The sequence below is a fragment of the Veillonella orientalis genome, assembly GCF_018406505.1.
Lineage (GTDB): Bacteria > Bacillota > Negativicutes > Veillonellales > Veillonellaceae > Veillonella > Veillonella nakazawae.
In genome coordinates this window covers 985,542-1,010,927 of the sequence record NZ_AP022322.1, presented here as the reverse complement: position 1 = coordinate 1,010,927, position 25,386 = coordinate 985,542, and the positions used below count along the sequence as shown (strand labels likewise).

25 protein-coding genes are annotated in these 25,386 nt (G+C 39.5%); 20 read left to right on the top strand and 5 right to left on the bottom strand.

Annotated features, from left to right (window positions below; translation table 11 throughout):
- The first annotated feature begins 91 nt into the window (after positions 1-91).
- Positions 92-1,459, top strand: coding sequence for a hypothetical protein (locus VEIS1202513_RS04585; RefSeq protein WP_213467941.1), 1,368 nt, complete (start codon positions 92-94; stop codon positions 1,457-1,459).
- A 77-nt stretch (positions 1,460-1,536) separates the two neighbouring features.
- Here the strand turns inward: VEIS1202513_RS04585 and VEIS1202513_RS04580 are convergent, their stop codons facing one another.
- From VEIS1202513_RS04580 to VEIS1202513_RS04570, 3 genes are all read right to left on the bottom strand, one after another.
- Entirely contained in the window at positions 1,537-3,093 is a 1,557-nt protein-coding gene (locus VEIS1202513_RS04580; protein ID WP_213467940.1) for a putative polysaccharide biosynthesis protein, read from the bottom strand.
- Between the two features lie 3 nt (positions 3,094-3,096).
- The gene (gene fba, locus VEIS1202513_RS04575) at positions 3,097-4,026 is read right to left on the bottom strand and encodes a class II fructose-1,6-bisphosphate aldolase (RefSeq protein ID WP_060924176.1); all 930 of its coding nucleotides are present in this window, start codon (positions 4,024-4,026) and stop codon (positions 3,097-3,099) included.
- Positions 4,027-4,277: 251 nt separating this feature from the next.
- A complete protein-coding gene (locus VEIS1202513_RS04570) occupies positions 4,278-5,177 on the bottom strand; it encodes an RluA family pseudouridine synthase (protein ID WP_213467939.1) in 900 nt (299 codons plus the stop codon).
- A gap of 173 nt (positions 5,178-5,350) precedes the next feature.
- On the opposite strand from VEIS1202513_RS04570, the gene VEIS1202513_RS04565 reads away from it, so the two are divergent.
- The 12 genes from VEIS1202513_RS04565 (at position 5,351) to VEIS1202513_RS04510 (ending at position 16,234) form a co-directional block, all read left to right on the top strand.
- Positions 5,351-6,967, top strand: a complete 1,617-nt coding sequence (locus VEIS1202513_RS04565; protein ID WP_213467938.1) for a WG repeat-containing protein — start codon at positions 5,351-5,353, stop codon at positions 6,965-6,967.
- A gap of 311 nt (positions 6,968-7,278) precedes the next feature.
- The gene (locus tag VEIS1202513_RS04560; protein WP_004696277.1) at positions 7,279-7,773 is read left to right on the top strand and encodes a YajQ family cyclic di-GMP-binding protein; all 495 of its coding nucleotides are present in this window, start codon (positions 7,279-7,281) and stop codon (positions 7,771-7,773) included.
- 71 nt (positions 7,774-7,844) lie between these two features.
- Positions 7,845-8,963, top strand: coding sequence for a cobalt-precorrin-5B (C(1))-methyltransferase CbiD (gene cbiD / locus VEIS1202513_RS04555; RefSeq protein ID WP_156719011.1), 1,119 nt, complete (start codon positions 7,845-7,847; stop codon positions 8,961-8,963).
- A complete protein-coding gene (gene cbiE / locus VEIS1202513_RS04550) occupies positions 8,939-9,565 on the top strand; it encodes a precorrin-6y C5,15-methyltransferase (decarboxylating) subunit CbiE (RefSeq protein ID WP_213467937.1) in 627 nt (208 codons plus the stop codon). The genes cbiD and cbiE overlap by 25 nt, the downstream gene beginning before the upstream one ends.
- On the top strand, positions 9,562-10,149 hold the full coding sequence (gene cbiT / locus VEIS1202513_RS04545; RefSeq protein ID WP_054748358.1) for a precorrin-6Y C5,15-methyltransferase (decarboxylating) subunit CbiT: 588 nt from the start codon (positions 9,562-9,564) through the stop codon (positions 10,147-10,149). The genes cbiE and cbiT overlap by 4 nt, the downstream gene beginning before the upstream one ends.
- A gap of 1 nt (position 10,150) precedes the next feature.
- Complete coding sequence (gene cobM, locus VEIS1202513_RS04540) at positions 10,151-10,912, top strand: precorrin-4 C(11)-methyltransferase (RefSeq protein ID WP_024064141.1); 762 nt, start codon at positions 10,151-10,153, stop codon at positions 10,910-10,912.
- A 4-nt stretch (positions 10,913-10,916) separates the two neighbouring features.
- Positions 10,917-12,062, top strand: a complete 1,146-nt coding sequence (locus tag VEIS1202513_RS04535) for a cobalt-precorrin 5A hydrolase (protein WP_213467981.1) — start codon at positions 10,917-10,919, stop codon at positions 12,060-12,062.
- A gap of 29 nt (positions 12,063-12,091) precedes the next feature.
- Complete coding sequence (cobJ, locus tag VEIS1202513_RS04530) at positions 12,092-12,781, top strand: precorrin-3B C(17)-methyltransferase (RefSeq protein WP_244856326.1); 690 nt, start codon at positions 12,092-12,094, stop codon at positions 12,779-12,781.
- Positions 12,778-13,566, top strand: coding sequence for a precorrin-6A reductase (gene cobK, locus VEIS1202513_RS04525; RefSeq protein WP_213467936.1), 789 nt, complete (start codon positions 12,778-12,780; stop codon positions 13,564-13,566). The genes cobJ and cobK overlap by 4 nt, the downstream gene beginning before the upstream one ends.
- Positions 13,553-14,218, top strand: coding sequence for a precorrin-8X methylmutase (locus VEIS1202513_RS04520; protein WP_213467935.1), 666 nt, complete (start codon positions 13,553-13,555; stop codon positions 14,216-14,218). The genes cobK and VEIS1202513_RS04520 overlap by 14 nt, the downstream gene beginning before the upstream one ends.
- A 238-nt stretch (positions 14,219-14,456) precedes the next feature.
- Complete coding sequence (locus VEIS1202513_RS04515) at positions 14,457-15,452, top strand: FecCD family ABC transporter permease (protein ID WP_105089355.1); 996 nt, start codon at positions 14,457-14,459, stop codon at positions 15,450-15,452.
- Complete coding sequence (locus tag VEIS1202513_RS04510) at positions 15,452-16,234, top strand: ABC transporter ATP-binding protein (protein WP_213467934.1); 783 nt, start codon at positions 15,452-15,454, stop codon at positions 16,232-16,234. The genes VEIS1202513_RS04515 and VEIS1202513_RS04510 overlap by 1 nt, the downstream gene beginning before the upstream one ends.
- 70 nt (positions 16,235-16,304) lie before the next feature.
- On the opposite strand, the gene VEIS1202513_RS04505 is transcribed toward VEIS1202513_RS04510, so the two are convergent.
- Together VEIS1202513_RS04505 and VEIS1202513_RS04500 are read right to left on the bottom strand one after the other, a co-directional pair.
- Positions 16,305-17,246: an ABC transporter substrate-binding protein gene (locus tag VEIS1202513_RS04505; RefSeq protein ID WP_005386213.1), complete on the bottom strand. Its 942-nt coding sequence runs from the start codon at positions 17,244-17,246 to the stop codon at positions 16,305-16,307.
- 51 nt (positions 17,247-17,297) lie between these two features.
- On the bottom strand, positions 17,298-18,287 hold the full coding sequence (locus tag VEIS1202513_RS04500; RefSeq protein ID WP_156719005.1) for a sirohydrochlorin cobaltochelatase: 990 nt from the start codon (positions 18,285-18,287) through the stop codon (positions 17,298-17,300).
- Between the two features lie 417 nt (positions 18,288-18,704).
- On the opposite strand from VEIS1202513_RS04500, the gene VEIS1202513_RS04495 reads away from it, so the two are divergent.
- The 7 genes from VEIS1202513_RS04495 (at position 18,705) to VEIS1202513_RS04465 (ending at position 25,384) form a co-directional block, all read left to right on the top strand.
- Positions 18,705-19,586: a sirohydrochlorin cobaltochelatase gene (locus VEIS1202513_RS04495; RefSeq protein WP_119207120.1), complete on the top strand. Its 882-nt coding sequence runs from the start codon at positions 18,705-18,707 to the stop codon at positions 19,584-19,586.
- A 207-nt stretch (positions 19,587-19,793) separates the two neighbouring features.
- The gene (locus tag VEIS1202513_RS04490; RefSeq protein ID WP_119207119.1) at positions 19,794-20,648 is read left to right on the top strand and encodes a sirohydrochlorin cobaltochelatase; all 855 of its coding nucleotides are present in this window, start codon (positions 19,794-19,796) and stop codon (positions 20,646-20,648) included.
- 86 nt (positions 20,649-20,734) lie between these two features.
- A complete protein-coding gene (cobI, locus tag VEIS1202513_RS04485; RefSeq protein WP_105085826.1) occupies positions 20,735-21,442 on the top strand; it encodes a precorrin-2 C(20)-methyltransferase in 708 nt (235 codons plus the stop codon).
- Between the two features lie 29 nt (positions 21,443-21,471).
- Positions 21,472-22,851, top strand: a complete 1,380-nt coding sequence (locus tag VEIS1202513_RS04480; protein ID WP_213467933.1) for a cobyrinic acid a,c-diamide synthase CobB — start codon at positions 21,472-21,474, stop codon at positions 22,849-22,851.
- 2 nt (positions 22,852-22,853) lie between these two features.
- Positions 22,854-23,396, top strand: coding sequence for a cob(I)yrinic acid a,c-diamide adenosyltransferase (gene cobO, locus VEIS1202513_RS04475; protein WP_119207117.1), 543 nt, complete (start codon positions 22,854-22,856; stop codon positions 23,394-23,396).
- A gap of 148 nt (positions 23,397-23,544) precedes the next feature.
- Positions 23,545-23,934 carry a class II SORL domain-containing protein gene (locus tag VEIS1202513_RS04470; protein ID WP_005386220.1) on the top strand — a complete coding sequence of 130 codons (390 nt, stop codon included), beginning with the start codon at positions 23,545-23,547 and terminating at the stop codon, positions 23,932-23,934.
- A 220-nt stretch (positions 23,935-24,154) separates the two neighbouring features.
- Entirely contained in the window at positions 24,155-25,384 is a 1,230-nt protein-coding gene (locus VEIS1202513_RS04465) for an aspartate kinase (RefSeq protein ID WP_060924195.1), read from the top strand.
- Positions 25,385-25,386 lie beyond the last annotated feature (2 nt).

The window sequence follows — 25,386 nt, the reverse complement described above, 5'->3', positions numbered from 1 at the left end:
CCTTTCTTATTTACCTAAATATGTAAAAATGATAAACTATAAAATAAGTGTTAAAAGTATAAAATATCCTATTGCGTTTGAGGAGAGAATTATGAAGTTAAGGCGTTTACTAATATTAAGTTGTATTGGTGTTATAGGTGCAATGGGCATTTCTCAAGCCATTGAGGTTAATATTCCGGGAGCGCATCCAGATATTCCTAAAGAGGCCTATCAAGAATATCGTATTCAGGGGGACGTGGCAAAAAAAATTGATGACCGTCAAGCAAGGGAAGTAAAAAAATGGGCACAAAATCAACCAAATTATAATAATGAAAAATTAGCTGATGATATTTATAGATCACAAGAATTAGTGAGGGCGATTTATCAGTCTAAAACTGTATATATTATTACAGATAATGGGGCAGATATTAAATATACTAGTCCAAAAGAAAGTATATTAGGATGGTCTATTGATCCTAAACATTTTTCTAAATACCCTATTAAGAATGGTGGCATAACTTTGTCAGGAGTAGCTGATTATGGCTATGAAACAAGACCACAACCTAAAGGTTCTAAGTGGGAAAATACAAATGTTGAGTATGCAGACGTAAATAAATCTATTATACAGGATGTGATTAGAAAGAATTTAGAAAAAGAAAAGATAGTTCCTCGGTTTGTAGATGGAGGTGTTTTTACATATCCTGGTCTAGAGAAAGCAACTTGGGATGTAATAGGCTTAGATAATCATCATGTAGAGGGGACAATTAATTTTACGTTACCGAAAACACCGACTCTTTCTTATCATATAGGGCAATCCCTCAATAATGATATTATAAAAAATATTATTAAAGACGATACGCAACGTTCCATCTCGGACACAATGGGACCATTGGCTAATTTTGTGTTACCTTCGATTAAGCCGGCTAGTGATGTGTTGGAATATACTGATCCAGTACGTCTTGGACCTTATACATTCAGAGTATTAAAAAATAGTAAATTTAAGGAGCATGAAGTTATAGGTAAAGCGGATTATGATATCTATCAAGCAGGACGTATTAAGGCTGTATTGGGTAAGCAACCTTTAGCAGAAGGTCTTAGTGTTGAGAAAAAGAATATTCTATATAGTTATTTAAGAATGATTGTTGAAAATCATGGATTAAAAGGGCATAAACGATTACAATATGCTACAGTTTGGAATAATAGTGTACCTGCATTATACTTTGAAGCGGTTAAAGAAAATTCAACACTCTTTGGTATGGTATTATATGATAATCAAAATATATATACGTATTATTTATATAAACCACATGATGTTCATGTAAGTAATTATAAATTGCGTGATGTGATTCAATATGTAGATATTAAATCTAGTAAAGGGTTATTTGACAAGGCTACTGTAGGGATTGGTTTTACTCCGAATCGAATCCAATTTATGGAAGTACGTCCAGATAATAAAAAAGTTGTTAATGATAAAAAATAAGTAGCAATAAAAAATAATGTAATAGTTAGCGTAAAAAAGAGGTTTAACACTTGAGTGTTAAACCTCTTTTTTTTTGCTTATCTAAAGAATCTACCAATGAGTGGCATGCTTGCACCATCGTTTTTATTAAGTCCTTTTAAAAGAACCATGATAATAACGTAGAGCAATAAGCCTTCGATACCTGTGAGTATGAAGTTAACCCACATTGGTAAGATATCTGTTAAGTAGTGGTAACTCAAGAAGATGAGTATACCCATGACACCGGCACTGACCACGTTTTTCCAAAGTAGGGAAATATCGAGGAAGTAGCCAGTGTATTTTTTGATGTAAATCAAGTTGAGTAACGCTGCAAAGCCAATATCAGCAACGGTTGCCCAAGCGGCACCGCCGATACCAAGCCATGGGATGGCCGTTAATGTCCAATTCAGGATGACTTTGATTACTAACGCAATACCCATATTAATTACAGGAATACGCGGTTTGTTAAGACCTTGTAAGATACCTGTTGTTACTTGGTGTACACCAAGGAAGAAGATAGAGAACGCTGTAATTTGTGTTGCTAATTCTGCCTTAGGTGCATTATAAATCAAGGTAACTGTTGGGGCAGCTAAGACATATAATAGTACCGTAAATGGTACAGTAGCCATAAATGTCAATCTCATGGAGCCCGAGGTACGTTCATAAATACCTTGATGATCGCGTTTTGCAAAGGCATGAGAGATAGCTGGTACAATGCTTGTTGCTAGGGCCGCTGTAATAATGGTAGCCAAGTTGATGAGCGGCACTGCCATACCTGTAAGATAACCGAACAATTCTGTTACTTCATTCATCGGAAAACCAGCATCTAAGAGCCGACGTGGTACGATGAGCAAATCGAGGTTAGCCGTCAGTGGCAACATGATACTTGCTAAGGAAATTGGAATAGACAATGTTAAGAGTCGTGACAAAATTTCTTTAGCTGATTCACGGGGACCATCGTAGCTTTCACCAGTACTACTTGCCTTAGGCAATTTATAGTAGTAGTACAAGAGCACTAGAAAGGCACCAAAGGCACCTACGCCAGCACCTAAGCTAGCACCGCCTGCAGCAGCCGGTAGACCATAAGGTAACAAGATAGCTGCAGCACCGAGCATGACGATAACACGTAACAGTTGTTCTACGATTTGGCTGACCGCTGTTGGCGTCATCATTTCATAGCCTTGGATATACCCGCGGAAGCAGGAAATCCACGTTACAAAGAATACTGCCGGAGCGAGCGCGATGATAGAGTAGTAGGCACGGCTTTCAGCAATGAGTCCACTAGAGATTAGCCAATCTGCACCAAAGTACATGGCGAGGCTGGCGATAAAGCCTGTAATGGTTAACATTGTAAAAGATATATTGAATACTCTCTTAGCACCACCAAAGTCGTGTAAGGCTAATCGTTCTGCCGTCAAAATAGAGATGGCAATCGGCACACCTGCGCTCGAAATTTGTAATAGTAACAAATAGATAGGAAAGGCCATCTGGTAGATACCGATGCCTTCACCACCCAAGATGCGGGATAGAAGAATCCAGTTAATACTACCGATGGCTTTCACTACGAAACCGGCAATGGTTAAAATTAAGGTTCCTTTTAAAAATCCACTAGCCATTGATTATAGTTTGTTGGAAGAACCTAAAACATTTTTAATTTTGTGAGCTACCATGCCTTTAATAGCATCACGAGCAGGTCCTAAGTATTTACGAGGGTCAAATTCGGATGGATTTTGAGCCAAGTATTCACGTACAGATGCAGTCATTGCAAGGCGAAGGTCTGTATCGATGTTGATTTTGCAAACTGCCATTTGAGCTGCTTTGCGAAGCATTTCTTCAGGTACGCCTTGTGCACCAGGAATGTTGCCACCAAATTCGTTACATTTTGCTACGAATTCAGGCAATACGGAGGATGCGCCATGTAATACGATAGGGAAGTCAGGCAACAATTCGCCAACTTTTTTCAAACGGTCAAAGTCAAGGTAAGGGTCGCCTTTAAATTTGTAAGCACCGTGGCTAGTACCAATAGCAATTGCTAAGGAGTCTACACCTGTAAGATGTACGAATTCAGCAGCTTGTTCTGGGTCAGTGAAGCGAGCATCTGCATCGGATACGTTTACATCATCTTCAACGCCAGCCAAACGGCCCAATTCTGCTTCTACTACAACGCCATGAGCGTGAGCATATTCAACAACTTGTTTAGTAATTTTTACGTTTTCATCGAAGTCATGGTGAGATGCGTCGATCATAACGGATGTGAAACCACCGTCTACACAGTCTTTACAGATTTCGAAGGAATCGCCGTGATCAAGGTGAAGAGCGATAGGTAAATTGCTGTCTTCAAGAGCTGCTTCTACGAGTTTTACAAGGTAAATATGTTTAGCATATTTACGAGCACCTGCAGATACTTGCAAGATAAGAGGGGATTGTTCCTCTTTTGCAGCGTCTACGATACCTTGTACGATTTCCATGTTGTTTACATTGAAAGCGCCAACAGCATAGCCGCCTTCATAGGCTTTTTTGAACATTTCTGTAGTAGTAACTAATGGCATGTTGTCCTCCTTGGCCATAGGCCTGTCATATCATGTTATTAATACTGTGACTGCTAGTATTTCTAGCGCATATGAGCTAGATAAAAAACTAGTGTTATTGCAATCACATATCAATTCAAGTTAAGTATATCAAGAAACACTATAAAGGGCCAATATTTTTTGTATAACTTATGCATAAAATTCGTCAAATTTTATGGCCCATGTGGGTTAATTTTTATGTATTAGTGTTTATTCTGTAAATATTGATTACCTTAGTAGGTCAGTAATGCCTTCATATCCGATGGTATTGGTGCCTGTAGTTCTAACCATTCATCTGTCATGGGATGGTAAAAGCTAACACGCGATGCATGGAGTGCTTGGCGTCCAATATAATTTAAATGACCACCATATAAATCATCTCCCGCCAAGGGATATCCCAGTTGAGATAGATGGACACGAATTTGATGAGTGCGCCCCGTATGTAATAAACATTGCACATGGGTAAAGCATTGCTCAATCTTATTCTTTACAATGGTATTACTCTCAATGACAGTTATATCTGTATGAGCAGGTTTACCTTCATTCGTGCAGCAACGCTCGATAATACTACCTGGTTTGCGTCCGATAGGCCACTGAATGCTTATAGAATTAGCAGGTAATTGACCTTCTACAATAGCATCGTAGTTTTTATGAAAATGAGTTCGCTTTTTATCAAACGCATGTTGTACTACAGATGTTTTTGCGATGATAACAATGCCAGAGGTATCCTTATCCAATCGATGAACCGGATGAAAATCATAATGCTGATTTGTCTCTTGATAGTAATGTAGAACACCATTTGCTAAGGTATGATCTCGTACCGTAGAGGTGGGATGCATGAGTACACCAGCCTCCTTGTTGATAACTAGAATATACTCATCTTCGTAGACAATATCTAGATTCATGGGACTTAAACTAAATTCTTGCTCTGGTGTCAATTTCATAACGAGATGGTCACCACCATGTACTAGGGTGTTCCACGTAGCAGCATTGCCATTGACTGTTATAATACCGTCATTTCGCAATCGCCGCCTCATACGTTGTGAAATATGCTGTTGTTTTATAATATGATTCATAGACTGCGTATGTACATCAGAATCTACAATCAAGTCGATTATGGTTGCTGTTTTCATAGATAGTATTATATCAAATAAAAAGTAAATGAAGAATTTTTCATTCTTTGTTGTTTTTCTGAAGGTCTATATAGTATAATTTATGTTAATAAATTTTATATATTTTTAATATATAGGTTTGGTATAGATATGATTGTTTTGTACCTAAGTTTAATTTGTAAAAGGAGAGGTTTATGAATCTTAACAAGAAATCCTTATTAGTCGCTTGTGTGTTGGCGGCTATGTCTACAAGTACTTTCGCAGCATCTACTACAACATCTACTAGTAGTACAACAGTAACAAATCAAGATACAAAAACATCTACTAGTACAAAAGTTACACGTGAGCAACATAGTTCTAGTGTATCTACATCTACAGTAACAACTACAGAAAAATCTTCTAGCCGTTCTAGTGGTACATCCGTAGGCGTAGGTGTTGGTATTGGTCGACTTGATACTTTTGTACCTATTTCTGGGGCTGTTAAAGAGCCACCAGCAGCTGTAAAAAAGGCTATGAAGGTATTAAAAGATGACTCTTTATTACAACAAGGCTATTTAGGCCTTGTTAAAGAAAAGGGCAAATGGGGTATCGTAGGTACTAATGGTCAAGTCGTACTTGCGCCAGCCTATAAATCTTTAGATGCATCTAGTAAAAAGGATGGTACGTTCTTTGTTGAGGAAGGTAAAAATAAAATTTCTCATATTAAAGGCGATGGTACTGTATTAGAATCTGGCAAAGAAGCTCAAGAAGCTTTATATAGCAGTCTTAATGAGAAGAATACGGCTGTTAAAGAGTTAAATGATTTTGATCCTAAAGCCGTTAGTCAATACTATCCAAGTGATTCTTATGTAGCTTTCACAGAAAAAGGTAAACTAGGATTTAAAGATGCAAATGGCAATGTAGTAATTCAGCCTCAATTTAAAGCGTTATCCGATGTAGAAACTAAATTTAGTGAGGACCGTGCCTTTGTAAAAGCTAATGGCAAAGTGGTTGCTATCGATGGTAAAGGTACTGTATTATTTAATGCTCCATCTAATGAGGTATATCCATATAAAAATGGCTTGGCTGAATTCCGCCGTAAGGTTAGTCACTTTGGCCTTGGTGGTATTCTAGGTCTTGTAGGTATGGGCTATTTCTATAATCATGGTGGCGTATATCTTGATGGCCTTGGCGGTCTTGTAGATGATGGCATGAAGCGTGGTTATATTGATCGTAATGGTACTGTTGTAATCGACAGTAAGAACGATTATGTATACCCTATGGAAGAACATGGTACTTTGGTTCGTAATGAAGGCAAATTAGGCTTTATGAATCGTCAAGGTCAATATGTAATTCAACCTGGCAACTATGAAGCTGGTACAATCGATGTAAACAATGTATTGTTAACATTGAAAAATAAAGATACTAATAAATACGGTATTTTTGATATGGAAACAGGTAAGCAAGAGGTACCATTTAAATACGATTCTATCGAGTTTGTAGGTGAGCACGAAATGTCCGTTACTAACGATACAAATCGTTATGTAGTAGATATGGCTACTGGTCGCGTTATCTATAAAGGCGATAAATCTATGAACGTAAAAACGTTCCTTGGTGATACGTATACATGGGTATATAACAAAGACGGTAATTATAAGATTCTATCCCTTGATGGTACAGTGACAGAAACTCCAGTTATGAAAGATATTTCTGGTACTGGTAGCTTCTCTCATGGTTACAGCCCTGTAAAAATTAAAGGCAAATGGGGGATTATTAACTCTAAAGGCGAGCTAGTAGTTCAACCTACTTACGATGAAATCACAATTTTATAATTATAACCTTAAGACTGCATTTGAAAGAGTGCAGTCTTTTTCTATTTCTTGACTATATTGATTATATGTATAAAATTTTTATATTTATCTATATATTTATTCAATAGATATCCAATGGATAATTCTTCTATGATTAATAATAGTTATAATTAAAAATCTCGATTTACCTAGAAAATAAGCCTATTATAAGGTATAATTATAGAGATATATTCCGATTTGGTGTACATTTACACTTTCACTTGGAATATGAGGATGATGAAAGTAATGCTATGGACCCCATGCCCAACGGGTTCAGGTGTAGGAGGTATAAAATGGCTAAAGATTGTTCCTTTGACGTTGTGTCCGAAGTGGATATGCAGGAAGTAGATAATGCGGTAAACCAAGCGAAAAAAGAGATTGGTACGCGCTATGATTTCCGCGGTTCTAAAGCGGAAATTAGTCTTGAAGGTGACACTATCAAAATCATCGGTGATGATGAATATAAATTGAATGCCATTATCGATGTTTTAAAAGGCAAAATGGTTAAACGTAACGTAGCGATTAAAAATCTTGACTACGGCAAAGTTGAACCAGCTGCTGGTGCTACAGTTCGCCAAATCATTACTATTAAAAAAGGCATTACTAAAGAAAATGCTAAAGAAGTAGTAAAAGCAATTAAAAACATGAAAATCAAGGTACAAGCATCTATCCAAGAGGATCAAGTGCGCGTATCTGGTAAGGATAAAGATGATTTGCAAGCAGTAATCCAAATGTTAAAACAATTGGATATCCCTGTAGAATTGCAATTCGTTAACTTCCGTTCCTAATAACATATGTCCATAAGATAGGGTTAGTTTGATTCATTGGAGTTGCTAACCCTATTGGTGTAGGAGGCCTTATGAAAGTAGAGGACATGAAGGGTGGCTATACCACAGGTTCATGTGCTACGGCAGGTATGAAAGCTGGTTTATTGGCCCTCTTAGATAAGAACATCGTTGACCAAGTGGTCATTGAAAATCCTCAAGGTCAGTATATTGAGGTACCTATCAAACAGGTAGAGGTCATATCCGATACAGAGGCTAAGGTGACCGTTATGAAAGACGGCGGCGATGATCCTGATGTAACTCATGGCAATGATGTGGAAACGACGGTGACTCTTGATGATACTGGTGAACTACGATTCCGGGCGGGCTTTGGCGTTGGGACGGTAACGAAACCGGGCCTTGCGATGCCGCCAGGAGAACCGGCTATCAATCCAGGGCCTAGGACGATGATGAAAATCGTCTTTGAAGAGCATTGTGTACATGGCCAAGGTGTAACGGTAACGGTGAGCGTACCAAACGGTATGGTATTAGCCAAGAAAACCTTAAACCATACCCTGGGTATCGAAGGTGGTATTTCCATTATCGGTACTACGGGTATCGTTAAGCCTATGAGTGAAGAAGGGTTCAAGAACTCGTTAGTACCTCAGCTAAAGGTTATGAAAGCTAATGGTTGTGAAACGGCTGTTCTCGTGCCGGGCCGTATCGGTCAGGATCTGGCGGAACAAGTTCTGGGTATACATAAGAACCAAATGGCAGAGACCAGTAACTTTATTGGCTTTATGCTTGAAAAGGCAGTACAAATTGGCTTCAAGCGTATTTTGATCATCGGTCATATTGGTAAGCTAATAAAACTTGCTAGTGGTAGTTTCCATACCCACAATCGCATGAGTGATGGTCGCATGGAAAGCATCGTAGCCTATGCCGCTTTAGAAGGGGCATCCCAAGCGGTGTGTGAAGAGCTATTTAGTTGCCAAACTACAGAGTCTACGTTCCCAATATTGGAGCGTGAAGGACTGACTGGCGTATACCAACGTGTGGTAGATCGTGCATCGTTACGTAGTGAGCGATACATTGCTAATGAAGCAGAGGTAGGTATCATTATTACCACCTTAAAAGGTGAGATTTTGGCAATGGATAAGCATGCTAAAGAGATAGGAGAGCTTGAACAATGGCACATACCTTGTATATCGTAGGCATTGGGCCAGGTAATCCTGATTTTGTGGTACCTAGAGGCCTAAATTTAATTAAATATGCTACAGTATTGGTGGGCAGTGAACGGTCCTTAGAGGACTTTCAAGAGCCTGGCCAAATTACATATCCTGTAACGGGTAAGCTTAGCTTACTGGCTGAGCAAATTGAGCGTGAGCTTAACGACCATGATGTTGTAGTTATGGTAAGCGGTGATACAGGCTACTATAGCTTATTACCGTATTTGAAAAAGAAATTTACTGCTAACCCTATTGAGGTTGTGCCCGGCATTAGTTCTATGACTTTTGCTTTCGCACGACTTAATGAGGTGTGGCATGATGCGGATTTAATGAGCTTTCACGGTCGCCAACCGGCACCAGAGAAACTCGTATATGAAGCAGGTAAAAAGATGGGGTTCTTGACGGATCCAGAATATAATCCAGCGCATATTGCGCGTATTTTAATAGATGCAGGTTGGCCAAAAGAAACGAGAGCAGCAGCCCTTGAGCGTTTGAGCTATGATGATGAAAAAATTGTAGACTCTACGCTAGAGGTAATAACTGAGCTAGAAGGTTTTGGTCACTCTGTAATGGTGGTACTAGGATGAGACATTTTTTCGGAATTCCTGATGAGGAATTTATCCGCGGCGACGTGCCGATGACGAAATGCGAGATTCGCAAAGCCGTTATGAATGAGGCACGCATCGAGGAAGATAGCATCGTCCTTGATGTAGGTGCTGGTACGGGCTCTATCTCTATTGAAGCAGCCTTGGCCGCGCCTAAAGGACATGTATATGCGATTGAGCGCTTTGATAAAGGCATCGACCTTATCAATGAAAACATGAAGAAATTCAATGTAAATAATATGACGGTTATCAAGTCCAAAGCTCCTGAAGGCATGGAAGAATTGCCTGAGCTTGATGCGGTTATCATCGGCGGTAGCGCTGGAGGTATGACAGGCATTATGGATGAGGCGCAACGTCTTTTAAAAATTGGTGGTCGTTTAGTTGTAACAGCTGTAACAATGGAAACTGGCTACACAATCCTTAAAGAGTTGAAAGGTCGTCCTTTCACCTATGAAGGTTACCAAATGTCCATCAGCCGTTATCGTAAGGCTGGCCCATATCATTTGTTAGACCCATTGAGTCCAATTTTCATTGTATCTGCAACGCGTATCGCAGAAGGAGAGTAATATGGTTGACGTACATATCGTAGGCGCAGGCCCTGGAGATCCTGAGTTAATCACTCGCAAAGGGTATCGTTTAGTACAAGAGGCAGACGTTGTAATTTACGCTGGCTCCTTGGTAAACCCTGCCATTTTAGAGGCTTGTAAACCAAGCTGTGAAATCCATAACAGTGCTACTATGAACCTTGATGAGGTGTTGGCTGTTATGAAAGCTTCTGTGGAGGCTGGTAAAAGCGTAGTCCGCCTTCACACAGGTGACCCTGCTATTTACGGTGCTATTCAAGAGCAAATGGATGCACTAGCTGGCATGGGGATTTCTTATGAAGTCGTGCCAGGTGTAAGCTCTTTCCTTGCTACAGCAGCGGCTTTGAAACAAGAATATACATTGCCAAATGTATCTCAAACAGTAATTATTACGCGTATGGAAGGCCGTACACCGATGCCTCCAAAGGAAAAATTGCGCATGTTAGCAGCTCATGAAGCGACAATGTGTATTTTCCTTAGCGTTCAAATGTTAGATAAGGTTGTAGCTGAACTCATCGAGGGCGGTTATGACAAAACGACTCCAGTGGCGATAGTGGTAAAAGCGTCTTGGCCAGACCAACGCATTATCCGCGGCACATTGGAAACCATTGCGGACATCGTAGCGAAAGAGGGCGTATTGCGCCAAGCTATGATCGTAGTAAGCCATGTATTAGATAGCGAATACGAATTATCTAAACTTTACGATAAAGGCTTTGCTCACATGTACCGCAGTGCTAAGGACTAGTATGATGAAAGAACTAGAAACTGTTGCATCTACGACTGGAGCTAAGAAGAATAGAACGGCTATTCTCTCTGTATCTGAACGAGGTGCAAAGCTAGGTCAACGCATCAAGTCTTTGGTGGCACCCCATGCGGATTGCTTTGAAAAGGAAAACCGTCCCTCTGGTGGTGAGGCTATTTATTTTGATTCCCTCAAAAACCATATTGGACAGATTTTCAAGGATTACGACCAAGTACTTTGTATTATGGCACTCGGTATCGTAGTGCGCATGATTGCACCGTATATTGAGCATAAATCCAAAGATCCTGCTGTAGTCGTAATGGACGAAGTAGGACACCATGTGATTAGCTTATTGTCTGGGCACCTTGGGGGCGCCAACGAATGGACGCAGTCCATTTCGCTGGCCATCGATGCGGACCCCGTCATTACAACCGCAACGGATGTAAACGGATTGCCAGCGCCTGACGTGTTGGCGCGCCACGAGCATCTGTTGGTCGATGATTTTCAAACTTTAATCAATGTAAACTCTGCCATTGTTGGAGGAGAGAGAGTTGATTATTATATCGATGCTAGCTTACCGAATGCAGAGCATTTAGAACGAGCTGCGAAAGCTCATATTGGTGAGCATGGTATGGTTCATGTTGTTTCTTTGAATCAACTAGATTCTATTCCATGTAAACATGAAAGCTCTGAAGAGGGGACTTCTCGGGTGGTCATTACGGACAAAGTAATTGCCGAGTATGGTCATCAATTGATTTTGCGCCCTCGTACCTATACGATGGGCATTGGCTGTCGTCGAGACACGCCGAAGGAATTGATTCTTGATGCTATTCAACAATCTCTGGCAGCCCATAAGCTTTCACCAAAGAGCCTTGTAACGGCAGCATCGGTCATCGTTAAACAAGACGAAGTAGGCCTATTAGAGGCTATGCAAATTATGGGGTGGCCTATCGTGTTCTATACACAGGACGAGATGGCACCACTCATTGAAGAAGAAGAATTAAAAGAATCTAATTTTGTAAAAGGAACTATAGGAGTAGGAAACGTATGCGAGACAACGGCATTACTAGCGGCCAAGAGCCGAACATTAATACAGCACAAAACAATTTATCCCAAAACAACGGTAGCCATTGCACAGGTAACATCAAAGTAATCGGTATCGGCCCTGGCGATGAAGAGTTTATGACGCCTCAAGCGCGCGAAGCTATCTTAGCTGCTGACCGCGTTGTAGGTTATTTGACATACCTCGACTTGATCAAAGACCTTATCGTAGGTAAAGAGACTGTAGGCACTGCGATGATGCAAGAAGTTGATCGTTGCCAACAAGCCGTTGATTTAGCCGTAGAAGGTCACCAAGTAGTTGTAGTATCCTCTGGTGACTCTGGCGTATACGGCATGGCAGGTCTTGTGTTGGAACTTGCTAATAAAGTGCCAGCAGAAAAACGTCCTTCCGTAGACATCGTACCTGGTCTTAGTGCTGTAAACGTAGCAGCATCTGTATTGGGTGCACCTTTGATGCATGACTTTGCAGTCATTTCCTTGAGTGATTTGATGACTCCATGGGATCTTATTAAAAAACGTGCTGACCTTTGTGCACAAGGCGACATGGTTATCTCCTTGTACAACCCACGCAGTAAAAAACGTGTTACACACTTAGATGAAGTTCGTGAAATCGTTCTTAAATACCGCGATCCTAAAACACCTGTTGGCATCGTACAAAAAGCAGGCCGTCCAGGTCAACAAATGGTAATTTCTGACCTTGAAAACTTCACAAAAGAAGAAGTAGATATGCAAACACTTGTTATTATCGGTAACAGCCAAACCTATGTTGAAAATGGTCGCATGATTACACCTCGAGGCTACAAATTATGATCTGGGTCATTGCCGGCACTTTGGATGGTCGCACCTTAGCGGTAGAAATCCAAAAACGAACTGGTGAAAATGTGCTTGTTACGGTTGTTAGTCAATATGGTGCAGAGCTTGCTGCCCATAAAGGCATTACCGTGCATACGGGCCGTCTTGACCAAGAGGCGATGCAAAACTTGATTAAAGAGCACAATGTACGACTCTTAATTGATGCAAGTCATCCGTATGCTGCTATTGTTACAGCTACGGCTCAAGATGCAGCAAAGGCCGAAGGTATACCTTTTGTTCGGTTTGAACGTAAAGAGGTACCATTACCTGATTATGATAAATTACATATCGTAGTAGATGAAGTAGAAGCAGCTAACCTTGCTGGCAAATTAGCAAAAGAAAATAATAACCATGTGTATTTGACTACTGGTAGTAAGACAATGCACATCTTTGCTAAATCTGAAGCCTTACAAGACTGTGAAGTATGGACACGTATTTTGCCTACCGCAGAGGTGTTACAAATGATGGAAGACCTCAATGTAAGTCCAAAGCGCATCGTTGCAGTACAAGGTCCATTTTCTTACGATATGAACCGTATTATGTTCCACGATACAAAGGCTAGCGTTGTAGTTATGAAAAACTCTGGTCTTGTAGGTGGTGCTGATACAAAATTACAAGCAGCTATGGATCTTGGTATCCATGTTATTGTTATCGATCGTCCACGTGTTAAGATTGAAAGCCACGTGGTATCATCGAATGATGAATTTTTCGAATTATGGGAGGACACTAATGGATTACGTTAAAAATCCTAAAGCGATTGAAGATAAAAGTATGCAAATCATTTACGACTATGTAAAAGATTTAGGTTTAACAGATGATGAAGTACGCGTAGTATCCCGTACTGTACATGCTTCTGGTGACGTTGAATACGCACAACTCGTAAAAATGAGCCCTGATGCTGTTCAAAAAGGTATTGAAGCATTGGAAAATGGTGCTAATATTTACACTGACGTAGAAATGGTGCGCACAGGTATCTCCAAACCAGCTCTTAAAATTCGTGGTAACGAAGTACACTGCTTAATCAAAGATGAAAACGTGGCTAAAATGGCTAAAGAATTGGGTGTAACTCGTTCCATCGCGGCTATGCGTACATTTGGCAAACAATTAGAAGGCCAAATCGTAGCTATCGGCAATGCACCTACTGCATTGTACGAAGTATTGCGCTTAGCTCTTGAAGAAGGTATTAAACCAGCTCTTATCATCGGTATCCCTGTAGGCTTCGTAGGCGCTGCAGAATCCAAAGATTATTTGATGGAAGTATCCCCAGTTCCTTACATCACTGTAAAAGGTAACAAAGGTGGTAGCCCAATCGCTGCTTCCGTATGTAATGCATTGCTTTACACAGATGTAAAACGCAATGACATGCTCTTCGTAGAAGGCAAAGAGTCTAAATAATACAAAACCCGAATCGTATGTTAGTAGTTTTTTGCGATTCGGGTTTTACTGTATATTTTTAATACTACCAGTTAAAAGTAAATGTTTAGGCCTATAATATTATCTTTTTTAGATACTACCAGTTAAAAATAAATATTTTTAACTGGTAGTATCTCTATAATAGGTAGTACTAAGTCTAAAAATTTAGGATTTTCAAAATAACGTATTTGTTATATGAAAATCTGGAGAGGGGGTTCGTATGGCATCTATTAATGAACGAAAATTATTTCGATTATCAGTTATTATTTTTTTAATAGTTGCTGTTGTAGCTAGCATGATTATATCCCTTATTTGGGGGTCTACACCGGTGTCATTAACGGAGATTTGGCATACATTGTGGGCTAGTGAGCTAACAGATACATCATCACAAATTATTTGGAATATTCGGTTGCCTCGTAATATTGTAGCTGCACTAGTTGGTGCTTGTTTAGCCGTATCGGGTGCCATTTTACAGGCCGTAATGAAGAATCCTTTAGCAGATCCTCAAATCGTTGGCGTTTCGTCCGGTGCTGGACTTGCTGGGGTTATCATATTTATTCTTTTTCCTGGTTATGACCATATAGTACCTTTAGTGGCCTTTCTAGGTGCTATGGCTGCCGCTCTCATGGTATATGCTCTGGCATGGAAAAATGGTGTACGCCCGAGCCGTATCATCTTGGCCGGTGTTGCGGTGGCTGCCTTTTTAGGCTCAGGTATTTCAGCACTACTTGTATTCTTCGGTGATCGTGTACAAGGGGCATTGCTTTGGATGGTAGGGGGACTGGCTGCACGCAGTTGGCCTCAGGTAGAGGTTTTGTTCCCATACGCGTTAGTAGGTCTCATTTTTGCTTGCTTAGGTGCCAAACGTTTGACCATCTTAAGCTTAGGTGATGAAACAGCAAAGGGGCTAGGTCTTAAGGTTGAACAAACGCGGTTTGTTATGACAGCCGTTGCTGCTTTATTAGCGGCAGGCGCTGTTAGTATTGCGGGCTTGATTGGCTTCGTAGGCCTTGTTATACCTCATATGTTGCGACTTATCATCGGCAATGATTATGCGTATTTGCTACCTGGCTCGGCATTATTAGGCGCACTCGTCCTCGTTATTAGCGATACGGTAGGGCGTGTCATGTGGAGTCCAATCGAGGTACCGGTTGGCATTATCATGGCCTTCTTTGGGGCACCATTCTTCTTATATCTATTGAGGAGGGATAACTAATGAAAACGGCTATTGATGTAAAACAGTTATCCGTAACTCTCGGTGATCGTCAGATTCTGCATGATATTAATGTATCTGTCCCTGTTGGTAAAATAACGACTTTAATCGGGCCTAATGGTTGTGGTAAAAGTACACTCTTACGGTCTATGATTGGATATATTCATAGTCCTCGTGACTGTGTGACTATTTTAGGTAAACCATTACAGTCGTATTCACAAAATGAATTGGCACGTCAAATGGCGTTTCTGCCACAGGTGCCTAATATGCCAAAGGATATGACCGTAGAAGAATTGGTATATTGTGGACGCTATCCATACCAAATGTGGTGGAAGAATACGGCCAAAGAAGACCGAGAAATCGTTGACTATGCATTAGGAATTACAAAAACGAATCATTTACGGAATCAATTAATTCCATCCTTATCTGGTGGTGAACGGCAACGAGTATGGATTGCTATGGCGTTAGCACAACAACCAAAATTATTAGTGTTAGACGAACCAACGACATATTTAGATATTAATCATCAACTGGAAATTATGGAATTGTTAAAACGATTAAATGATGAACAAGGGTTAACCGTATTGATGGTACTTCATGAATTGACGCAAGCCGTACAATACTCGCATCATATGGCCATTATAAAAGATGGTCATTTAGTGACAGCTGGAGAAACGAAAGAAATCGTATCGGATGAACTATTTAGAGATGTATTTTCCGTAGATGTACAAATCGATACCTTTGATGATAAACAATATGTACGCGTAAAAGGTTTAGTTGAGTAGATAGCTAGACTATAAGTGAAAGAGGGCATTCCCGAAATGGGGAATGCCCTCTTTAGTATGTTAGGATATGTTAAAATGTCACATCGACGCCATATGCTTCTTTCACTAAACGAGCCATAGCTTCAGGTGTTTGTAGACCTGGGTTAAGTAGGAATAGTTTAGATGGTAAGTAAATGACACGGTTGTTTTGTACAGCCTTAAGATTTGCCCATGCAGGATTATCTGTCATAGCTTTCTTCATGGCCTTTGTAATTTCTTCTTCTTTACCCATGGTAACGACGAAGATAATATCAGGGTTATCTGCGGTTAATGTTTCAAGAGAATAAGGTACCGTTTTATCCTTAGTTGTACCATCTAGGTGAGATGTTACAACATTTGTCATACCTAATTCTTTGACCATAGATGCAGTTACTGCTTCGTCGGTTTCGGCTGTCACACCTTTACCGGTAGCACGTAATACAGCAACACGTGCAGGTTGTTGGTTTTTAATAGCATCCTTTACCTTTTGAATGTTGCTTTCATAGGTGGCAATAACGGATTTAGCCTTATCTTGATGGTTGGTTAACTCTCCAAGGAATGTTAGCATTGGCACATTATCCTTAATGCCATCGTAATTGAAAAGTACGGCTGGAATATTGTTAGATTGTAATTGGGATTCATATTTTTTATGTTGATTTTCCAAACCCAATACCACATCCGGTTTTAAACCTAACAATTGTTCCATGTTGATGTTAGCCGTTTGACCCAATGCAGGTAATGCCTCTAAATCTGGAGCTAACTTATCTGTTGTGCTAGCACGGGAGATAGCCTTGCCATCCACTGCGTATAGCATGGACAATACGGAGTTTGAAAGAACAGCGATGCGTTGTGGATCCTTTGGTACAGTGTAGGTTTCACCATTAAAGGTAAGTTCCTTCGTAGTAGCAGAAGAGCTGGATGTGGATTTACCACACCCAGCTATTGCTAGTACGATCATGACCAAAGCTAGACTACAAAGTAGTAATTTTTTCATGATGTACTCCTATGTACGTTATATAACGATACTAGTTAAATTGTAGATTGATTATTTTTGTAAAGCGTCCCAAGATTCGTTAGCACGTTCAACAAATAAGTTACGGATATTTTGGTTTTCACCTAAACCATGAAGGTAAGTATCTACTTTGAAGCCTTCTTTTTCAAGGATGGATTTATGGGAATCTGGTTCTTTACCAGCCATGTCGTTGTTTGCATGGTCGCCTGCTACCATCATGAATGGCATCAATGTAACATGTTTAATACCATGTAATTTCAATTGAGGGATAACTTGTTCAAGATTTGGAGTACCTTCTACTGTGTAGATAAATACATTTTTCATACCAAGAGTATGGATACGGTCTTGAATTACAGAATAGTAAGCATTTGCAGGATCTGGAGTACCATGAGCCATGATAAGAACAGCATCTTCTTTGCCTACTTTAGGGAATTGAGATTGTACAGCCTTAATTGTTTGAATAACTTCATCAGTTTGGCCTTCTTGACCCATCCAGTACATAAGTGGAGTGCCAAGTGTCATTTTTTTGAAGTTATTTTTGTAAAGGTTATAAACAGCTACATCATAGTTGTATTCCATGCCAGGGATAACATCCAAGGATGTCAAAGCTACGCGAGAGTAACCTTCAGATTTCAATTGGGCTAATGCTTCTTCAGGAGTTGGGTATGTAATACCTTCTTTTTGTTGGATACGGTCACGGATAATGTGGCTTGTGAAAGCTGTTACTACTTTAGTATTAGGGTGAGCTGCTTGAATAGCTGCTACAGTAGCATCAATTGTTTTAGCACGAGTTTCTTTATAAGTTGTACCAAAGCTCATAACTACGATAGCATCTTTGTTTTGAAGATTTTGAAGTTCTTTAGTTTCATGTGTGCGAACACCAATAGTAGATGCCTCTTTTAATGCAGGTGTAGGATCTTTTACTTCTTCATTTAATTGATATGCAGCATTAGATACAACAGGTGCACCAAAGGATACTGCAAGACCTAGAATAGCGGATGCTAAAGCTAATTGTTTTTTCATTTCTATACTCCTATCCAAAACTAAAACTACAGGGATATGCAATTATTTACATAATTTTAATATATTGAAAAATGTAGATTTATTGCATATATATAACCTTACGCCAATCGTAACAAAGGGAAATAGGGGTGTCAATAAACCCCATACCCCTAGAAGTATAGGAAAATTAAGGTGTTTTTAAGAAATTAATGTGATGAATATAGTATAGTATTAGCTTTTATAATTATATTCTTTTTGGTTATATGGATATGAATATGTGAATATATAAGTAATTTTATTTTCTTGTCATCTAGATAAATTTTGATATTATTTCTCATTGACTTATATTCGTGAATCTTGTACTATTATTACATAGTAGTTGATAACAATTTTCAGTTATGGAGATTGTATCATGTATGAGCAATATGGAGGTCACATATGAAAGGCATAATTATTGCATCCTTTGGATCAATTTATCAAGATGCTGTGGAGAAATCCATCGGCAGTATAGAGAAAAAAGTACGTTCCATGTATAGCGATATGGAGGTACGCCGTGTATTCTTATCTGATGCATTAGTGGAAAAGTGGAATGAGAAATATAATGAAAAGATTTCTTCTTTCACAGAAGCTATGCAAGATTTTGCTCGTCTTGGCATCGATGAGGTATACATTCAACCTGTAACATTAGTAGCAGATCAGTGTTACCAACAAATGCGTAAACAAGCATTGAAGTTTTTACATAGCAATGAATATGGTTTTAATCAAGTAAATATTGGTAAACCATTACTTACATCATTAGGTGTAAAAAACTATGCTGACGATTATGAAGCAACATTAGAAAGTATCGTACGCCATGTTAATACAAAAGCACTTAATAAATCTGTAGTGCTCATGGCAAATGGTCAAAACCAATTAGAGTTTAGCACATTACAATTGAAAGCCATGTATGGGGCAGCACCAAATGTAGTAGTATTTACTACAAATGGGTTCCCTACATTTAAACAAGCACTTACATTATTAGATCGTATGGGTCATAAGGACTTGTTAGTAGTACCATTAGCTCTTATTGGTTCTACACATTTAATGGACTACCTTGGCGGTGAACGTTCTGACTCCATTTATGCATTGCTCGCTGAAGAAGGGTACAATGTAGATATTTGGAATGAAGGTCTTGGTGAAAACCCTTATGTACAAGATTTATTCTTGAAACATTTAGGCCAAGCTATCCGCATGTCTGATCGGAAGCGTCCCATGCCTCGTGAATCTGTAAAACCTGTTATGACAAACTCTCGTATGGAAGCACAAGGTATGATTTCTTAGATTGATCTCTTACATAATTAGACATACATCTCTCCACACTCCTTTATATACGTAAAAGTCCTCCTTGTTGGAAATCCAATGAGGAGGATTTTTACTTTTACTATGAAAAATATTTATAATATCCATTTTATACGTCCTATGGTATGCCCCTAATGTGTCGTCTATGGTATGATTAAGATACATTATTAATTAGATAAGGAGACTTCCATGAAACAAGCTATTTTAGTTGTTGCTTTTGGGTCCACTGTTGACAGTGCTCGTGAACATAATATTGATTCCGTTGTGGAGCATATCCGTAAATCCTATCCAGATTATACTGTGGAATTAGCATTTTCTTCTCGTATTATCGTTAAACGTTTACGTGAACGCGGTATTGAGGTGCCTACTGAACAAGGGGCGTTAGAAAAACTTATCCAAGACGGGTATACACATGTGTATGTACAACCACTTCACTTCACTGGCGGTGAAGAGTTTGATAAATTGAAAAATAATATCCTTGCTCATGAAGGGGAGGGGCAACTAGAAGTGTTGCGTGTAGGTCGACCACTCGTATATTACATAGGGCAAGAAGAGCATCCAGATGATTACCAAATCTTAATTGAACGATTCATTAAATCTCTTAACATTTCTAAGGACGACGGTTTATTACTAGTTGGTCATGGTGGCCTTGGTTCTGGTAATTCCTCATATGGTAATTTACAATTTAAACTAATTCGTGAGGGGCTTACGAATGTACGTATTGCGGTGCTAGAAAATGCGCCATATGTAGCAGACGTAGCTATGCCATGGGAATGGCTTGATGGGAAGCGTCCAAATACAATTTATGTGCACCCATTATTATTAGTTCTTGGAGATCATGCACAAAACGATCTCTTTGGTGACGAAGAAGATAGCGTTATTAATGAACTTGCCGATTATGGTTATGAAGTTAAACCAATCCATAGCGCACTTGGTGAATATGAAGCAATACAAGATATCTTCCGTCAACATGTGCAAGATTGTATTGATGATTTGTATGGCAAACGTAGTTCACATCGTCCAACAATTCCAAATATTAAATAGTAGTTTTGTATATCTTGCATAAATTAGTTATAATAAAAGAAATGAAATTTATAAATAGAATGTAACTATAAGAATAGGAGAACCCCATGAAAGGTAAATTATATGGCATTGGCGTAGGCCCTGGCGATTCTGAATTAATGACTGTGAAAGCTGCTCGCATCGTAGGTGAAGCAGATATTATCATCACACCTAAAACAGAAAAGAAAGATGGTTCTGTAGCACTTAATATTGCATCCCCATATATTCAAGAACATACAGAAATCGTTCCTGTAGTATTCCCAATGGTATTGGATGATGCTACACAAGAGGAAGGCTGGCAAGAAGCAAAACGCATTATTTTGTCTTACTTAGATCAAGGTAAAAGCGTTGTATTCTTAACATTGGGTGATCCTATGTTCTACAGCACGTATATGTATGTATACCGATTGATTGAAAATACTGGTCATGAAATCGAAACCATTCCAGGTGTAACTGCATTCTGCGCTATTGGCTCTCACCTTGGCTATCCAATCGTAGAGAAAGAAGAAGTACTAGCTATCGTTCCTGCGACAGCACCTAAAGAAAAAATTGATGCTGTATTAGCCGTAGCTGATGATGCGGTAATCATGAAAGTGTACAAAAACTTTGATGAAGTACAAGAAACATTGCTTAAACACAACATGGCAGATGATGCGGTTATGATTAGCCGTGTAGGTTTGCCTGATGAGCAAGTATATGTAGGTTTAGATAATATGCCAAAAGATACTAAACTCAACTACTTATCTACAATCCTTGCAAAACGTAAGGATCGTTAACAAACACGTCGTATTACGAGGTAATATCTATGAACACAGTACAGATTCCACGTGTTGTCATTGCAGGCACAAACTCTGGTGTAGGTAAAACAACAATCGTAGCGGGCTTATTAGCTACTTATGCAAATGGTGGACGTACGGTGCAATCCTTTAAAGTGGGCCCGGATTATATTGATCCGGGCTTTCATAAAATTGCATCCGGCCGTGACAGCTATAATTTAGATACGTGGCTCGTGCCACCTCACAAATTAAATCCTTTCTTTGCTACTATGGCGCATGGCGTAGACCTTGCTATTATTGAAGGTGTTATGGGTTTATATGATGGTGGTCGAGAAGGCGTTAGTTCTACAGCTCAAATTGCTAAGCAATTGAATGCACCGGTAGTGCTTGTTATCGATTGCAAGGCCATGGGTGAAAGTGCGGCAGCTATTGCTAAAGGTTTCCGTGATTATGATCCAGAGGTAAACTTTGGCGGCGTTATCTTAAACCGTTTAGGTTCTGCCAACCACGAGCGCATGGTTCGTGAAGGTATGGATAAAATTGGTGTACCTGTTATTGGTGCTATTTATCGAGATGATCGTATGCACTCTCCTGAGCGCCATTTAGGACTCACACCTGTTACTGAGATTGATCCAACAGAGGCTATCAACACGATTCGCGAAGCCGTTGAGAAAATGGTAAATTTAGATCAATTGTTGGATATCGCATCTAGTGCACCTGCTATTGAGTTGCCAGAGGCTGTAGATGCTAAATCCGTTGAAAAGCGAGTTAAAATTGGCGTAGCCTATGATGAGGCGTTCTCATTCTACTATCCTGCAAGTTTAGCTGCCTTAGAAGAGAAGGGGGCTGAGCTCGTTTATTTTAGCCCTCTTAATGATTTAATGATTCCCGAAGTAGACGGCCTTGTATTTGGTGGTGGCTTCCCTGAAATGTTCTTGTTCCAACTCTCTAGTAACGAGTCAATGAAGGAATCTATTCGTGAAGCTAATGAAAAAGGTATGCCTATTTATGCAGAATGTGGTGGCCTCATGTATTTATGTGAAAGTATCCACGATTTTGAGGGCGCCGTATATAATACAGTAGGTATTGTACCTGCTAATTGCATTATGCAACAAAAGCTACAAAAAGTAGGGTATGTTACGGCTACAGCTAAGCGAGATACCTTATTAGGTGCTGCAGATACATCTCTTCGTGGGCATGAGTTCCATTTCTCTACGATGGAACCAACTGTAGAGAATTTCCCTTGGGCCTTTCACTTAGAAGGAGGTCGAAGACCTCAATCTTATGATGGCGGCTATGCAACTGATAATGTATTAGCATCGTATTTACATTTGAACTTTGCTGGTTCTGATGAAGGTGCACAGCATTTTGTTGATATATGTGCTAACTATAAAGCTAAAAGGAGCTAAATATGAGTGAACGAGGCTTAATTTTAGTTAATACTGGCAATGGTAAAGGAAAAACAACGGCTGCATTAGGCGTAGCATTACGTGCTGTTGGCCAAGGTTTTAAGGTCTTAATCTTACAATTTATTAAAAGTGGTAATGGCTATGGTGAACTAGCGGGGCTTGCCAAATTAGGTGACCAAGTAGAAATTCGCTCTATGGGTAAAGGCTTTATTTACTATAAACGGGATGAGGTTAGCGACGCTGAATTGGCACGTCATAAAGAGGCAGCTCAAGAGGCTTGGCGTACACTGGTTGAAGAGGTAAATTCCGACCGATGGGATCTTATCATTATGGATGAAATCAATAATGCCATTAATTACGAGCTTATTGATGTAAACTCTGTAGTAGATATGCTTAAACATAAACCTAAGCGTTTACACGTTGTTTTAACGGGCCGTTATGCTAAACCTGAAATCATTGATATAGCTGATACGGTAACAGAGATGAAGGTAGTTAAGCATGCCTATGAAAAAGGAATTAAGGCTGCTAAAGGGATTGAGTTCTAATACGCAGAGCTTGAATATAATTAAATCTAAAATTTTCGAAAAAGTCCTTGCTAAAACTATATCGAAAATGTATAATATAGTCATAAGCACAAGGTGCTGAATATTCTTGACATTAAGTATGTATATAACACTAACCAGGAGGTTAACTATGGCTGTACATGATTACATTAAATCCGGCGATTTCGCTACTGAAAAACACGTTCCTGTTATCGAGACTGTTGACACTGTAAAAGCAGGTGAAACTTTCCACGTAACATTGTCCGTTGGTAAAGATATCGCACATCCTAACACTGTAGAACATCACATTGAATGGATCAAATTGTACTTCGTAGCTGAAGGTACTCAATTGCCATTCGAAGTTGGTGAAATTTCCTTCAACGTACATGGTGATGGCGCAACTGCAAACGAAGGCCCTGTACATGCAATTTCTGAAGGTTCTTTGGCAGTTTCCTTGAACAAATCTGGTAAATTAATTGCTGTATCCTACTGCAACATCCACGGTTTGTGGGAATCCGAAAAAGAAATCACAGTTGCTTAATTAACTTAATCAACTTATAAAGACCAGCCATAAGGCTGGTCTTTTTGTCTGTAAATGTTAATAATAACTGAAATAATCATACTAAAGTTGTGTCCGCACTCGAAGGAGTTTTGTTTTTGCGCAGTGGATAAATTGCCTTATATCCCTTTACAGTGCTATTTGTTTGTGGTAAAGTATATGCATATTGATTTTTAGTAGATAAGTTAAATGAGGGATTATTGTGGCCTTAATCGTTAAAAAATTTGGTGGTAGTTCCGTAGCTACACCAGAAAAAATATTTAATATTGTTGATCGCGTCCTTCGTGAGAAGAAAGAAGACGATAAAATCGTTATCGTTGTATCCGCTATGGGTGATACAACAGATGACTTGGTAGCATTGGCTAAAGAAGTAACATCTAAGCCTTATGGTCGTGAAATGGATCGCTTGTTATCTACAGGTGAGCAAGTAACGATTGCATTAATGGCGATGGCTTTCAATGAACGTGGTCATAAAGCAATGTCCTTAACAGGTGATCAAGCAGGTATTACAAGTAGTGATACATTCAATAAAGGCCGTATTTTAGGCGTTGATCCAAATCGCGTATTTGAAGCTTTGGATGAAGGCAATATTGTAGTGGTTGCAGGTTTCCAAGGTATTACTGAATATGGTGATATGGTTACTTTAGGTCGCGGTGGTTCTGATACAACTGCTGTTGCATTGGCAGGCGCTATGAAAGCTGATGTTTGTGAAATATTCACAGATGTTGAAGGCGTTTACTCTACAGACCCTCGTGTTGCAAAAGAGGCTTTCAAATTAGAAGAAGTAACATATGGCGAAATGCTTGAGATGGCACGTCTTGGTGCAGGTGTAATGCAACCTCGCGCCGTAGAAATGGGTTTCCGTTATGGTGTACCTATTCACGTACGTTCAACATTTAGTGACAATACAGGTACTATTATTCGGGAGGATTATACTGTGGAAGCAAATAAACACGTAATTACTGGCGTAGCTGATGATACTAATACAGCAAAAGTAGCCCTTGTAGGCGTTGAAAATAAACCAGGTGTTGCAGCAACTGTGTTCAAAGCATTGGCTGCAAAAAATGTGGATGTTGATATGATTGTTCAATCTATCCGCGCCGTAGGTGAACCTAAAACTGACCTCATCTTCACTGTAGCTATGGATGATGTTGTACTAGCTCGTGAAGTATTAGCAGAATTACAAAAAACTGTTGATATTGAAGCTGTAAATATTGACGAAAGAATGGCAAAAGTATCTATCATTGGTGCAGGTATGTTAGGGCAACCAGGCGTGGCAGCTCAAATGTTTGATATTTTGAGTCAAGAAGGCATCAATATTGAAATCATTTCTACTTCTGAAATTAGTATTTCTTGCCTTGTTGCTGAAGACCGCGTTAAAGATGCTGTTCGTGTAATTCACAATGGCTTATTGTTAGACCAAAGAGGTTAATC